Source organism: Psychrobacter sp., assembly GCF_036731945.1.
GTDB lineage: Bacteria > Pseudomonadota > Gammaproteobacteria > Pseudomonadales > Moraxellaceae > Psychrobacter.
Genome location: NZ_DAINDI010000048.1, coordinates 8,298 through 23,180, shown reverse-complemented (window position 1 = coordinate 23,180; position 14,883 = coordinate 8,298). Strand labels below are relative to the sequence as shown.

Sequence of the window (14,883 nt, the reverse complement as noted above, 5' to 3'; positions counted from 1 at the left end):
CTGTTTGCTGGTATCATTAATTCCGAGCTTGAACTATGACTTTTGCAAGAGGTCTGATATAAAACACCGATTTAACCCATAATAATGAAACGATTAACGAGAAAATAGTAAGGAATAAGACATGCGCTTGAACGCTGCAATGCAAAAAATACACGAACGCGCACCAAAACTTGGCAAAGCAATGTCGCTTACCACAGCGGCCGGAGTCATCGCTGCCAATAGTTTTGGCGGCAGTATTCCATTATGGCTTATGGGCGTTGGCAAAATTATCACGGGCGCTCCTATCGCTGATAAGACGGTAATAAAGATTGCGGAACACTGGATTGGTAGCAATAATGCTTTGATTGATACCATATTACCGCGTAAGGATTGGCGCATTCAATTGCCGGATGATGTACATATGGACGGCAAATATCTGCTGGTCAGCAATCATCAGTCTTGGGTAGATACCAGCATTGTGCAATACATTAGTGAAAAACGCTTACCACTGACCCGTTTTTTCACCAAGTTTGAGCTCATCTATATTCCTATCGTTGGGCAGGCATTTTACTTTTTAGACTTTCCAATGATGCGGCGCCATTCTAAAGAAGCAGTTGCTAAAAACCCAGCGCTTAAAGGTAAAGATATCGAAGAAGCCAAGCGCGCTTGTGCGTTATTAAAAGACAAGCCGTTTACCTTGTTGAATTATTTGGAAGGCACGCGCTTTACCCAAGAAAAACACGATAAACAAAACTCGCCTTATACCCATCTGTTAAAGCCGCGCGCTGGCGGTTTGTCGCTGGCGATTAATGCCTTGGGCGCTGATATGGATGGTATCTTAGATATGACCATCGTCTACCCTGACGGCGTGCCAACCTATGGCGATTTGTGGAAAGGCAATATCAAACGCTTAGGCGTCGATGTCCGCCATATTACCATACCCGATGCGCTGTTTGCCGGTATTCAAGACGGCGGCTACGAAAACGATGAGACCGTTAAAGCGCAAATGTTTGAGTGGGTCGAGCAAATTTGGCGCCAAAAAGATCAGCGCATTACAAAAATGCTGGCGGAATTTGAGAGTCATCCGCAAGCGGCGCCTCAAAGTGAATAAAAAAGGACATTAAAAAAAGCCATTAAAAATTATGGCTTTTTATATAAAAAGATAACGGCTAAAATACCAAATTATAATGGTTGATGGCTTGTTTTTTGGCATGATTCATTGATAATGTGAATAGCCATTAAAACTCGCCGCTGATTTGGTAGTGATTGGCAAAAGACTACTCACTACCAAAGCCATTTACTACTTAATAAGGTATGACTGTGTCCGCCTCTTCTACTCATGCGCCGATAAAACCAGCGCCTATTCAGTCCTCAGACATAAACAGCAGCCCGCCACCAAGACCGAATCGTCCCAAGCCCAATCGCTTGAAGCTGACCTATGATATCGTGATGCTCATCGCCATCAGTATTGATTTATTTTTAATCAGTATTGACGCTATCTTGATGAGTAATTTTAGTAGTAATACCGCGCAGTGGTTAAGCATGAGCGAGGCACTAAGCTGGTATCAAAACCATATTCATGACTCGCTACGGACAGCGGGCGGTTTTTTTACCCTATTCTTGATTGCCGAGCTGCTATTGCGCTGGGCAGTTGCTATTAAAGAAAAGGTGTATTACCGCTGGTTCTTTTTCCCTTTTGTGCATTGGTATGAAGTGTTAGGCTGTTTTCCGCAGCTGCGCGCGCTGCGCCTATTTCGCGCCGTGATTATCGGGCGCCGCTTGTATCAGCTAGGTTATCAAGTATTGCCGCAGCCGTGGATTAATCGCATTAATTTTTATATTAATTTGCTGTTAGAAGAGCTGTCTGATCGCGTCATCTTAACGACCATTCAGACGTTTCGTCAGCATCTGACCGATCCCAAAACACATAAATCCTTTATCGAATCTACCATTGCTCGCAATCGCAATGAGATTGAAGCGGCGGTGCTCTCATTACTGCGTAAAGAACTGGCGCCAAAACTTCAGGCACTGACCGAGTCATCGGGCGGCGGCACTATTGTCGCCACCGAAATGGGTAACGCTATTAAAGAAGGACTGGCCAATACGCCTGAGCTACGCCGCTATCTGCGTATGATACCCATTGCTGGGACGTTAATTGAGTCGCAGCTACAACATGTTGGGCACAATATCGGCGAAAACGTGGTATATGCACTCAACGAGCGCCTGCTTGACGCCGAACGTATTGACGCGTTAATGGTTGCTATTGCCAGCGGCGTTGCTCAAATCGATACCGACAACAGCGCCCTTGATACGTTAATCTCAAGCATCATCGCCGATGGTTTAGACGAATTTGAAGCCCAAATAAAAGTACAGCAATGGAAGCATCAAGACATGCTTAATTTGTAGTGTTTTGAATGAGAACCAGCTTTTTTGGCAATCATACTTTTGATATGCATATTTTTGAAAGCCACACTTTTAATAATTAGACTTTGACACTATATGCCGAGGCAAAAACGGCACATTGAACACCGCAACACGACCATTTTTGAGGATGTATATTATGACGATTTCAGACAGCAATCAGCAGGCCCTTGACTCACCTGACACGCCAGCTTTGGCATTTTATGGCAAAATGCTGACCTTTTCACGGCTGCAATTTAGCACCGATAATTTTGCGTCGATTGCCAGCCAACTTGAAACCACGCTGAGTAATAAAAATAGCAATATCCCTGTATTGATTGACAGTGAGGTTGAGCAGGATTTAGCAGCATTAGTAGAGCTGCTTTGGTCGTGGGGTTTGCAGCCTATCGGCGTGGTCACAGGTTTGCTTGATGAGCAAGCACGTAAGCTACGCTTGGCGATATTCCCAGCGGACGGCAAGCGTATCGAGCGTATTTTGCCCAGTAAAAAAGCCACTACACAGTTAAGTCAAGTAACAGCCTCTAAAGACAGCGCACAAACGACACCTGTGAATGATTCTGTCAGCTCTACTACCGATAATTCTGGCTCAGCTGTAAATAGCCAAGCTGCTGCCACTGCCGAGGTAAATGCAACGACTGAAACCACCTTGACGGCAGAGACGCTTATCAGTGCCGAGCATATTACCAGCTTGATTTATGATCAAATGCTGCGCTCGGGTCAAAGCCTCAATCACGTTGGTGGCGATTTAATTTTAACCAACAGTGTCAATAGCGGCGCTGAAGCCATTACCGACAATAACCTGCACGTTTATGGTCGTGCCCAAGGTCGTTTGGTCGCAGGCGCAACGGGCGATAAAGACGCGCGTATTTTTTGCCAAGTCTTTAATCCCTCTCTGGTATCAGTCGCTGGCACGTATTGCTTACGCGATAACCTACCCGAGCACGTGATTGATAAATCGGTTGAAGTGCGTTATTTAGAAGGTCAGGGCTTGGTCTTTACGGTCATGGATAACGCTTAGGTTTTATTTGCTCTTTAGACGACTCAAAGGCGTCATGTCATCATTATCATTTTGAATATACTTGGGGATAAATGATAAATTGACGTCTAAATAGTATGATTAATATTATAGTAAGTTTACTTAACAAAACTGCGCTATGATGGATTGTTAGCTCTGCCCCTATTTACGCTAGACTATAGGCACGGGCGTTGAGCGCAGATAATAGAGGGGGCTTTGGCTCTCTATTCAGCTGATATAACCTTTATCTGTAGGCAGTTCTTGTGCTTAAATACGCACTGGCTATAAGTTTTTATATATTTATGCTAGGCTTACGCTCGCAGATAGCACATCTTGGCTAGGTAAACGCCGAGCAATTGTGCTACTTTACATCTATACTGTTTCATCTAAAATGTTTTAACTAATAAATATCCCATCAATTCATAGGAGTGTGCCATTGTGGCGAAGATTGTTGTAATCACTTCGGGTAAAGGCGGTGTGGGCAAAACCACGACCAGCGCTTCTTTTGCCGCCGGTTTAGCATTACGTGGCTATAAGACAGTTGTTATCGATTTTGATGTAGGCTTACGTAATCTAGACTTGATTATGGGCTGCGAGAATCGAATTGTTTATGACTTTGTCGATGTTATCAATGGCAATGCCCGCCTGTCACAAGCGTTGGTAAAAGACAAGCAACTAGAAAATTTATATATCCTACCTGCCAGTCAAACCCGTGATAAAGATGCCCTGACAGACGATGGCGTCGCAGAAGTCATGGATGAGTTGTCAAAGCAGTTTGACTATATTATCTGCGACTCGCCTGCTGGTATTGAACGCGGTGCTCAGCTAGCGATGTATCATGCAGATGAAGCCATCATCGTCACCAACCCTGAAATCTCTTCGGTACGTGACTCGGACCGTATCATTGGTATCTTGCAAAGCCAAACCAAAAAAGTGATCGAAAATCAAGGTACGGTACGCGAGCATTTAATCATCACCCGCTACAACGCCGACCGTGCGGCCGCTAACGAGATGATGGATATCGATACCATCTCTAACGATATTTTAAAAGTGCCGTTACTTGGTGTGGTCCCTGAAAGCCATTCAGTGCTTGAAGCGTCTAACCATGGCGAGCCTGTGATTCATTATACCGATTCAGTGGCTGGTCAATGTTATGACGATATCGTCGCCCGTTTCTTAGGAGAAGAGCGGCCATTACGTCATATTGATGTGAAGAAAAAGAGTCTACTACAGCGCTGGTTTGGGGGTTAATGATGAGTAAGAAAAAAGGATTTTGGAGTAGCTTATTTGGTACGGATGACAGCAGCAGTGCTGGCAGTGCTAATATGGCAACTGAGCGCTTAAAAGTTATTGTTGCAAGTGAAAATCGCTTGAATAACCGTTTGACCGCTGATCGTATTGAAAAAATGAAACGTGAGATACTAGAAGTGGTCAATAAATACGTCAACGGCGTACAGATTGATGATGTTAATATCAACCATCGCTCTGAAGACAGCCTCGATGTGCTTGAGATGAATATCAGTTTACCTGAACATAAAAAGTAAACGACATAACTTTATAGTATAGCGTTTGATTGTATAAATACTGGTACAAAGCAAAGCCCTAAGTTTCATACTTAGGGCTTTTTTATACGCGCTCTTCCCATTTTTAAGTCGTTATTTTATACGCGCCATAATATTGTCTTTTTTGATAAATTGATGATATAGCGCGGCGCCAATATGAATCAAGGTAAAAACGATAATCATCGGCCACAAAATATCGGTATGCCAGTCATTAAAAAGCCGTGCCAACCCTCTATCGGGGGTGACAAAGACAGGGATTTGAAATAAGCCAAAAATATCAACGGCTCTGCCGCCATATACCGACATCAGCAGTCCTGCCATAGGCATCGCAATTAACAAGGCATATAAAGCAAAGTGGGATAATTGTGCAAGCAGCATTTGCCATTTTGGCATTGCCAGCGCTGACGGTGCTTTAGTAAACAGCCGGCTGATCACGCGGGCAATCATCCAAAACAACAAACTGACCCCAAATGCCTTGTGCAATCCGATATAGACCTTACTATCAAGATTGTCATATAACAGTATCATGATCCAAGTGACCAGTAATAATATGGCGCTAACCCAATGAAAGATTCGACTAGCAACCGACCACTTTGTCAGATTTGAATGGATATTATTCATAGTATATTTTATCGCTTCCTATTCATCGATACTTATAGGCGCTGACGGATCAAATGACAGTGTTAAAAACCTACTAGCTGGCAAATTAATATAATAACTATTTATCCCAGCTTAAGGCTAATAACTTTTTTTAGAGCTAACACTAAAGTCCATGATAAAAAGCGTAACCATGAGCAAATTAGCCATCTAAGTCAACCAATTGATGGGCGATTTTATCCAAATCTGGCACCACGTAAACCGTATCATCAATCATCACCGCTTGGAAAAGGTAGGATAGCACAACATCTTCTTGGACGCGCTGCTGAACGGTATCAGTTTTGCTGTCGGTTTTGATAAAATGCTCAGGCAAGTCGATATCTTTGACGTCGGAGATACGCGCCTGTAGTTGGCGGAGCTCGCCTGCTGTCTGTAGAGCGATACGATGCGCAGTAGTATTGCCTTCTAAAATAATCATCTTGTCCGGCGTTTGATGGCGCGGTAGTAGATGGAACACAGCGACTTCTTGTTGTTGCCACTCATAAGTCCATGTATGTTCACTATACTCATCGACACTTAAAATCAAACTACTAGGGATAAGCCAATCCGGTTGGTCGGTGGCTGGGACAATCGTTACGTCGAGCATACCATTATTAGTGGTCAATAAGCTCACGGCTTCAAATGAGTGCTTTAGAATCTGTTTCATATGTCGCTCACAATAAATGACTACGAAGAGGCGGGCATCGCCCTTTCAGCAATATAATGGGTAAGTTTTTCTGCTAAGGCTTTGGGACTACCGACAAACTGACAATAACCTGAATCAATAATAGCTTGCGGCTGACTCGGACAAGCGCTTGAGCTTGGGTCTTGCGCCCACAATTGACTGTCATTATCTTGGATTAAGCTTAAATACTGCGAACCATCATTTCCCATCCCAGAGAAGATAATATTGATAAGCTCACTGCCATAAACATCACTGGTATTTTTCAAGATTTGACCGATAGCTGGCTTATAATCGCCTTCCCACGCCTGATCCATTAAGATGATACGACCAGTTGAATCGCAAACAATTTGTTTATCAATGGGTACAATGAGGCATTGCCCGCCGCGCAAACGCTGTGAGGAAGTTATCAGCTGACAGCGCCAGTCATTATGGCGATTGAGTATGCGTGGTAGCGTGCCTATCATCGCTTGGTTAAAATGATGGGCCAGTAAAATACTCACAGGCAAGGTGGGTGACAGATGATCTAGAAATTCTTTGACCGCACTAGGCCCGCCCATCGAAGCACCTAAAAATACCACATAATGCCAATCGTTAGGCTCATTTTGGTAAGCCGTATTCTTATAAGCAGGGCTATCTATTGCATTACTCAATAACGGCAACGCCAGCATTTGGGCAAGTTTGCGCTTGAGTTTGCGCTGCCATTTGGCATACTGCTCAGCTTCATTAAGATATGGCGCCTGGCTAAATCCGACTAGAACGGTAGCAGGTTGAGCGGTAGTAGTCGCTACTGCCATATGCTCATCGTAATCACCATCTATGAGCCAAATATCAATCGGCGCTGTATAGCGGCTCAACCTATTTTGTAATTGCGCCCTTGATACGCAGTCAACCAGCTGCAAACCACAACTACGTACGGTATCAGAAAAAGCCATGCGCTGATGGTGGTCTTCTGCCACCACCAGTACCCTGATATCGTTTTTATGCTTATCCCTTAGTATTAAGGCAGGTACATTATCCTTCATTGACTAAGCTAGCCTCTATACCCAATAAACCTTGGATTTTATTAAGAAGCTGGTTTTCTTGGAAAGGTTTGCCCATGTAGTCATTGACCCCAATCTCAAAAGCGCGCTCGCGATGCTTTTCACCGGTACGTGAGGTAATCATAATAATAGGCAGCTCTTGCAGGCGGCGATTATGACGTACTTGCGACGCGACTTCAAAGCCGTCCATACGCGGCATTTCAATATCAAGTAACATCAAGTCTGGCGTGGTTTCTTGTAAAATCTCAAGCGCATCGATACCATCTTTGGCAAGGACCACATTGAAACCTTGACGCTCTAAGAAACGTGAGGTCACTTTTCGTACCGTGACTGAGTCATCGACAACCAAAATGGTGGTTTTAGATTCTGTACTGCTACGAACACTGATAGCAGGTTTTGCGACTTCTCTGCCTAAAGCAGCATTTCGCATCAGTGCAATCAGATCAAGAATAAGCATGACCGAGCCATCACCCATGATGGTTGCCGCTGAGATACCGGATAGATTTGAGAATTGCTGGCCTAAAGGTTTTACCACGACCTCGATACGTGACCCTGCGATTTGATCAACCTGTAGCGCCATGTTTTGTCCACTACGGTTTTTGATAATAATCAGTGGCACGCTGGTGTTGGTATTGACGACCAGTTCATTGAGCTTATTACCTGATAAAATCTCATTTAAATAACGCACGCGATAATCGTTATCTTCAAAGTTAAGTGTGGCCGCACCCGATTGATAATAGTCATAAATTCTTTCTGGACTGATACGTACGACGCGTTCAATCTGCACCAGCGGTATCGCATAATAGCGATCTGCGGCGCGAACCACCAACGCATCAGAAACGGCAACGGTGAGCGGCACACGCATGGTAAAGCGAGAGCCTTTACCAAGCTCTGACACCACTGATACTGAGCCGCCTAACTGACGAATCTCACTAATCACCACGTCCATACCGACACCGCGACCTGATATTTGCGTCACTTGCTTACTGGTACTTAAGCCGGCGTTAAAGATATACTGCATAATATCAAGGTCGCTTAAACTGGTGTCTTCAGCGTCAATTAAACCTTGGGAAATGGCTTTATTGCGTACCGCTTCTACATCAATGCCGCGCCCATCATCAGTTAGCTGGATAATGATCTCACTGCCTTCACGCAGGACTTCTAAAGTAATTTGTCCATTACGCTCTTTACCAGCTTCTAGGCGCGCAGCGACAGTTTCAATACCATGGTCGACGGCGTTACGTAACATGTGCTCAAGCGGTGAGGTAATACGCTCCAAAATGGTTCTATCCATTTCGTCATCAGCATTGATAATCTTTAGTTCAACCGATTTATTCAGCTCATTGGCTGTTTGACGCACGATACGCTCTAGCCTTGGCGTTAGACGGGTAAAGGGTACCATCCGCGAATTCATCAAGCCGTCTTGTAGCTCAGTTTGTGTCCGCGATAATTGTAGCAATAGACTTTCGCTATCACGCATTTTTTCAAGTAAGGTATTATTAATATCAACCAAATCCGAGGCCGACTCGGTCAAGGATTTCGAAAGTTGGTTTAGCGAAGAATACTGGTCCATCTCTAGAGGGTCAAAGCCTTCATGATTGACCAACTCATCATCAATCTGCGATAAAATCTGCGCCTCAAGCTCAATCTCCATCCGGCGCAACTGATCCGCTAGACGTTGTACAGTCGTTCCCATCTCTTCAATACTAGTGGTCAAGCTACTCATACCCATATCGATACGCGCACGGTTGATCGCTGATTCACCTGATAGATTAATCATATGCTCAATCAGACCACCTGAGATACGAATCATCTCGTTGCTACTGGCGTTCTGTTCTTGCTCAGTCGTATCAGCCACCATCGGCGGCATCTCACTGATATCTTTTTGAATATAGGTAGATTCTTGTTTTTCTTTCGCCAGCAAAATAGCATCACGCTGCGGTTGCAAAGACTCTTTTGGTATGTGCTTTAAGCTATCAGGGTTTTTACTAAATTGCTGCAGCGCCTCAATTAATAAGTCTGGCGTTGGTGGGTTCACCTGTTGCGAGAGAATAAATACCGCATCTGCCAGCCAATCGTGACAGGCTACTAGTAGCTCTAAGACTTTTTTGGTAGCAGGTCGGCGACGATCAATAAAATCGGTATAAACGGATTCCATTTCATGGGCAAGGTCAGCGATACCACTTGCGGTCACCATACGCGCGCCACCTTTTAGGGTGTGTAAGTCGCGCTGTAGGGCTTGCAATGCAACCGTATCACCGGCATCACTTAAGAATGCTTGGAGATATTCATTGCGGTTGGTCAGCGCCTCTGCTTCTTCTAAAAACACCTCTAAAATATCTGGGTCAGGTAAGCCGTTCGCCCAAGATTGTTTAATAATTCTATCTAAACTTAAGAAATCTGCCGTTTTATCGATACGATGGGTGTATTCATCGGCGCTGATTTGCGGTTCTGCAGCAGCCTGATGTTGCGGCATTGGTACAATAAGTTCGACGTCTTTTGGTAACGCTGCTGCTTTTTCAAACTGTTGCAGTTGCTCAATCAGTTCAGGCGTAAAAAATGATTGCTGATAGCGGACAATATGCGCCACTTGCAACGACAAAGTATCTTGCACGACTTGCATAATTTCAAGCCACTGCGCCGTTGGCGTACGTCTTGCTTCAACGAACGCCTCATAAATGCTCTCCGCCTCATGGGTCAAATCGCCAATACTGCGTATGCCTGCCATACGCGCACCACCTTTGATGGTATGCAAGTGGCGCTGTAAAACCTTTAAGGTATTGATATTGCTGATATCAGCACGCCATTTACTAAAGCTATCATTGAGCGCATCATCAAGCTCTTGCGCTTCTTCTAAAAAGATTTCTAATAGCTCAATATCGGTATCGATGGTTTCAAGTGCAAGCTCAGGTGCAGCAACACTTTGCACTGTGCCCTTAGCCTCTTCTTCAGCCTCTTTATCAATATCAGTATGTCCTGCAGTACCTGCTTCTGCATTGCTATTGATATCGTCACTTTGAGCAATATTTTTTAGCTGCTCAATAACCTGCCCATCAATTTTCAATGAGGTGCTACCCGCTAAAGCATCAAATAAACCAACTAGCTGACCATGACCTGCAAGTAAAGCGGCTTGGATATCAGTATCACGGGGTTTTTCAGGATGATGACTTAAATAAGTATAAGCATTTTCCAATTCGCTAAGAATTAAAGCAAACTTTGGTACATCTTGTGCTTTGCTGGCTAGATGCTTTATCTGTGAGATTTGCTTTGCTATATAACTTTGAATCTGTTCTTGCTCTGCATTATTAAAGACCGCTTCTAACTGCCATTCTGCATCTAGTAGCTCATTGATATTATCCTCTAATAATTGGCTTATCGTTGGTCTATCATCGGCTGAGTCTTCGTCATCGCTAACGGCGTACTGCTCACCAAGCATAGCTTGTAAAGAAGCAATATCTTGCTGACTTTGCGCCTCTTCTAACGAAACCTCTTGCTCCTGAACGTCTCGTTTATAATTAGCTAGATAGCCTTCAATCAGCGTCACAGACTGAGCGAGTGCTTTTAAATGCTGAGCATTCATCGGCGTGTCCTGTTGCTGCAAAAGCTCCAAACTTTGCTCTATCGTCGTGCCAACCTCACTGATTGCCGTTAAAGCACTAGCGCCAGACGCTGCTCTTAGGGTATGAAAAGCGCGAACAATTTCATCACTCACGGCGACATAAGGCTCGTCTTGGTGATCAAAGACAAAATCTTTAACGCTCTCTAACAGCTCTTCGGCCTCTTCAACAAAAATATCGAAAAAGGCTTGTTCCTCTTCGCTTTGAGGCGTCAACACGATGGGGGTTTCGGCCATTTTTTCATTTACCGAATGAATGGTTCGCAGCGTACTATCAATGCTACTGTTACTTTCGGCAATGTCATAAGCAGTGTCATCAACAAGTTCTTGATCTGTATTTTTAATATCAGAATATTGCGCTGTGCTTATGTCCTGCTGTTGCTCAGAATCATCAAATAGTTGCTTATGTAGCGTGCGGTAGCTGAATTCACCACCCAACTGCTTACTATAAGCCTGAGCACAAGCCACCCATAACGGTACAAGTGCAGGATAATCTTGACTGTCATTTTCAAAGGTAGTTAACAGCGTTGGATAAGCCGCTAACACATTACCAATAAGCTGCTGTATGTCTGCAGACGCTACAACTGTATTATCTAAAATACGGTTGAGCATATTTTCTATCGACCAGGCTAACTCGGCGCTATAATTAGCACCAACCATACGACCCGAGCCTTTTAGAGTATGGAAACCGCGACGAATATCAGTTAACTGGCTTAAGTTATCAGGAGTAAGCTGCCAATGCTCGTATAAGGGCACAATTTCTTCTAGAACTTCATTGGCTTCTCAACTTGTTCGGTATTTAAGAGTCTCTCATCTGTCGACTGTAGGCTCTCGTCTAGTACCGCATTATTTTTTTCAACCTCACTTGTAGAGAAATTATCATCAAGCACTTCTAAGCCTGTATTGATAGGTTGCTGACTCATTAAGTTACTGCTTTGCAAAATGGTAATGGCTGGATCAAAACTTGGTGGGTTCTGGGCTGCAAAATCCGCCAACATCGCTGGTAGATGCTTAGTGGTTTCTGTGACGAGTGCCACGACCTCATCGGTCACTGGTAGGGTTTTGTCCAACAGACGATTGAGTAGGTTTTCAATAGACCAGGCCATCTCACTGATACTAAAAGCACCAACCATACGCCCTGACCCTTTTAAGGTATGAAAGCCTCTGCGCACTTCAGTTAATGGCGTTAAATCTTGCGCATCTTGCTGCCAAATGGGTAAAAAATCCTCTAAATCAGCGACGACCTCTTCCACCTCTTCAATAAAGATCTCGCGAATATCTTCATCAACATCAAAGTTATCAGGCTTAAGCTCACTGCGAGCATTTAATAAAGCGGCGCTTTCTTTTTTATCGCTATGGTTTGTGTTATCGGTTAAATCAATGTTTTCATTAGCAACCGTAACAGGCGCAATCTCGCCACTGTCGTCATAGCGCAGTACATCATTTGTCGCTTGCTTTTGCGTTAAAAAGGTATCATTAACGGTTTCAGGCGCAGCTATATAGCCACTAAGTAGTGTCGCCGCCTTGTCGATATATTCATGAGCTTTGGTCAATAAAAGCTGATCGAAGACCTGCTGCGCAAGATAGTCGAGTAGCAATTCGATAGAGGTTAAACCTTCAGCTAAGGCCTCGGTGACATCCCAGCTCAGTACGGCAACATCATGAGTGGTTAACTGATCGAATATATTTGCTATTTTATCGGTCGCTTGACGGATAGATGACAGGCTCATACTGTCAAAAGCTTCGCCAATGTTAGAAAAATCTGCAGCGTCTGGTAATAGCGCTAGGTCTTGGCGCTGAATATAATCACTAAAGCCTTGCTTAACGTCTTCAACCGCAATACGCAGCTCGCGCAGCTCTTTATCGTCCGTCTTAATTTGGTGGCTGCTTTCTAGTTGCACGCTATCCATGTCATCATGAGTAATGACGTCAGCCGCAGGTATAAAAGAAGCCGCGCTTCCTATTTTGCTTAAGATAATTTGTTCGGTACTGTAGATAGCATTGTATAATTCTTGGAGACGCTGCTCAATTTGCCACTGCTGTTGTGATTGCTCTTCTACCACTCCAGTTTGGGTAATTAAGTCACGTTCTATATCTGCTAGGATAGATGCTGCTTGCGAGGCAAACAATGTCCAACCACGACTTTCTAGCTGATTGCTGATTTGTTGTAGTGGTTTAATTAGAGTTTGCGGCTTATCAAGGTTAAAAATAAGCGTATCAATATCACTTAAGATGCGCGGTAAAAAGCGTGTTTCGACCTCTTGCGGCACTACGCTTTGCAGCATAGCTTGCGTGCTATCGCCCTGTTTGGCAAGGCTGCTGATTTCGATATAAATATTTGCTACCAGCTCGTTGATAACTTTTGCCGATAGCGCTTTTTGATGGGTGTTCGACTCTATTAACGCATCTAATTGACTCAATAGCGCAGCGTAATACTTAGGTCGCGGCGTTTCGTTATGGGCAAGGTCATGTAGCCAAGCTTCGGTCAAATACCAAAGACGCTGCAAATCGGCATCTGCTGCGGTTTGCCATAAGTATTGAGCAACTTTTTCTAAAGTCGCCAGTATAGAAGCGTCATTGGTATTAGCGGCAAGTAACGCTTGCGCTTGTTGACGCCAAACCAATAGCAACTGCTGAGACTGCGCTTGGTCTAAACTGACCACTGCCGTACTAGCAGGTACCGCAATATCAACAATATCGTTAGTAGCAATGCTAGCAAGACTGTCCTCTTTAGAGTCTAAAGAAGCGTCTACAAGGTGATCGGTCGCTATATCATAACGTGCTAAAACTTGGGAAAGTTCAGCTGATGTTTTATTTATAAAAGCGCTATGAAAATTGCTCGTACGTGCGTAGTAAACCAGCTCACGTGTAAGCAGTCGATGCCCTACTTGACCAATACGGCTGGCATCAGCACCGAAATTGTCTATTTCTGCCCCTGCAAGTAAGCTGAGCTTAGTAGCCAAATTTGCCAATATCGGCAAGTTAATCATGGTCAAAGCGCCACCAATCTGATGATAGCTTTGTGCCATCTGCTCATAATCAGCGTTTTTTTCACCCAATTGCCAGCCATCAGCTATCTGTGATAATTGCTGATCAAACAGTGGCAATAACCACTCAAGTGTCACCATGTCGTTGGGCTGGTTTTTCATAGATGTATCCTAACTCGTCTAGGCTCTAATTTAGGCACTGGTTTTTTGCCAGGCGTTAATCTGTGGGTGCGCAATACGGCGCATGTGTGAAGGACGCCAAAATAACGCCTCACCTGGAGCCAATATAATATAACCGCCTACTGCGCACTGCTCTGATAGCCGCGCTAATATATCGCGCTGATCAAACTTACGAAAATAAAGCAGCATGTTTTGGCAGACAATGACTTGTTGTAAATGCGGCGTTGGCGGTTTTTTGTCGATAATGTTGTGTAAAGCAAAGCGTACACGCTGTTTTAGCGTTGGCATCACCTGCCAGTGGGCCCGAGCGTTTTTCTCTGTATTTTTTTGCGTAGACACAGGCAGAAAACGCAATTCTTCAACGATACTTGCTGGCCGCAATGGTTGAATAAATTGCTGGCAATCTTGCGGAATCAAAGCCAGTTGCTTATTATCATACTGACCTAAACGTGCTTTTTTTAAGGCTTGCTGACTGACGTCAGTCCCTAATATGCTGTAATTGGTCACCTGCCTTGCGGCCAAACTCATGGCCAGCGACCAAGTTTCTTGCCCACTGGCACAGCCGACGCTCCAGATACGGAATGAATCATCAGGATTGCTGGCATCAATACTAGCGTTGCTATCATTAGCATTGTTGCTAATATTATTGATCAGATGCACTCGTTGATGCTGCACTGCATAATCAGTGATAAACTTTATAGAAGGCAGATGACGAAAAAAGCGGCTTTCATGAATGAGTACTTTATCTAATAATTGCTGGCG

Annotated in this window: 11 protein-coding genes; 5 read left to right on the top strand and 6 right to left on the bottom strand. The window is 44.2% G+C overall.

Features of this window, described 5'->3' with window-relative positions:
- The first annotated feature begins 121 nt into the window (after positions 1–121).
- The 5 genes from V7D75_RS10390 (at position 122) to minE (ending at position 4,959) form a co-directional block, all read left to right on the top strand.
- Positions 122–1,090, top strand: coding sequence for an acyltransferase (locus V7D75_RS10390; RefSeq protein ID WP_333614501.1), 969 nt, complete (start codon positions 122–124; stop codon positions 1,088–1,090).
- A gap of 203 nt (positions 1,091–1,293) precedes the next feature.
- On the top strand, positions 1,294–2,385 hold the full coding sequence (locus tag V7D75_RS10385) for a hypothetical protein (protein ID WP_333614500.1): 1,092 nt from the start codon (positions 1,294–1,296) through the stop codon (positions 2,383–2,385).
- 154 nt (positions 2,386–2,539) lie between these two features.
- A complete protein-coding gene (minC, locus tag V7D75_RS10380; RefSeq protein ID WP_333614499.1) occupies positions 2,540–3,418 on the top strand; it encodes a septum site-determining protein MinC in 879 nt (292 codons plus the stop codon).
- 435 nt (positions 3,419–3,853) lie between these two features.
- Entirely contained in the window at positions 3,854–4,666 is an 813-nt protein-coding gene (gene minD, locus V7D75_RS10375) for a septum site-determining protein MinD (protein WP_286797042.1), read from the top strand.
- A gap of 2 nt (positions 4,667–4,668) precedes the next feature.
- Positions 4,669–4,959 (top strand): cell division topological specificity factor MinE, encoded by a 291-nt coding sequence (gene minE, locus V7D75_RS10370; protein WP_200661789.1) that lies wholly within the window; start codon positions 4,669–4,671, stop codon positions 4,957–4,959.
- 111 nt (positions 4,960–5,070) lie between these two features.
- Here minE and V7D75_RS10365 read toward each other — a convergent pair whose 3' ends face one another.
- The 6 genes from V7D75_RS10365 to V7D75_RS10340 form a co-directional block, all read right to left on the bottom strand.
- Positions 5,071–5,598 (bottom strand): cytochrome b, encoded by a 528-nt coding sequence (locus tag V7D75_RS10365; protein ID WP_333614498.1) that lies wholly within the window; start codon positions 5,596–5,598, stop codon positions 5,071–5,073.
- Between the two features lie 178 nt (positions 5,599–5,776).
- Positions 5,777–6,280 carry a hypothetical protein gene (locus tag V7D75_RS10360; RefSeq protein ID WP_333614497.1) on the bottom strand — a complete coding sequence of 168 codons (504 nt, stop codon included), beginning with the start codon at positions 6,278–6,280 and terminating at the stop codon, positions 5,777–5,779.
- 20 nt (positions 6,281–6,300) lie between these two features.
- A complete protein-coding gene (locus tag V7D75_RS10355) occupies positions 6,301–7,320 on the bottom strand; it encodes a chemotaxis protein CheB (RefSeq protein WP_201589483.1) in 1,020 nt (339 codons plus the stop codon).
- Positions 7,310–11,710: an Hpt domain-containing protein gene (locus tag V7D75_RS10350; protein WP_333614496.1), complete on the bottom strand. Its 4,401-nt coding sequence runs from the start codon at positions 11,708–11,710 to the stop codon at positions 7,310–7,312. The genes V7D75_RS10355 and V7D75_RS10350 overlap by 11 nt, the downstream gene beginning before the upstream one ends.
- 8 nt (positions 11,711–11,718) lie before the next feature.
- Complete coding sequence (locus tag V7D75_RS10345) at positions 11,719–14,103, bottom strand: Hpt domain-containing protein (RefSeq protein ID WP_333614495.1); 2,385 nt, start codon at positions 14,101–14,103, stop codon at positions 11,719–11,721.
- Positions 14,104–14,133: 30 nt separating this feature from the next.
- On the bottom strand, positions 14,134–14,883 hold a 750-nt coding region (locus V7D75_RS10340; protein ID WP_333614494.1), incomplete at its 5' end, for a CheR family methyltransferase.

Bases quoted from the DNA above. Each gene is read 5' to 3' on its own strand.
- V7D75_RS10345 (WP_333614495.1), bottom strand. From the start codon at position 14,103: ATGAAAAACCAGCCCAACGACATGGTGACACTTGAGTGGTTATTGCCA.
- minE (WP_200661789.1), top strand. From the start codon at position 4,669: ATGAGTAAGAAAAAAGGATTTTGGAGTAGCTTATTTGGTACGGATGAC.
- V7D75_RS10355 (WP_201589483.1), bottom strand. From the start codon at position 7,320: ATGAAGGATAATGTACCTGCCTTAATACTAAGGGATAAGCATAAAAAC.
- V7D75_RS10385 (WP_333614500.1), top strand. From the start codon at position 1,294: ATGACTGTGTCCGCCTCTTCTACTCATGCGCCGATAAAACCAGCGCCT.
- V7D75_RS10365 (WP_333614498.1), bottom strand. From the start codon at position 5,598: ATGAATAATATCCATTCAAATCTGACAAAGTGGTCGGTTGCTAGTCGA.
- V7D75_RS10360 (WP_333614497.1), bottom strand. From the start codon at position 6,280: ATGAAACAGATTCTAAAGCACTCATTTGAAGCCGTGAGCTTATTGACC.
- minC (WP_333614499.1), top strand. From the start codon at position 2,540: ATGACGATTTCAGACAGCAATCAGCAGGCCCTTGACTCACCTGACACG.
- V7D75_RS10390 (WP_333614501.1), top strand. From the start codon at position 122: ATGCGCTTGAACGCTGCAATGCAAAAAATACACGAACGCGCACCAAAA.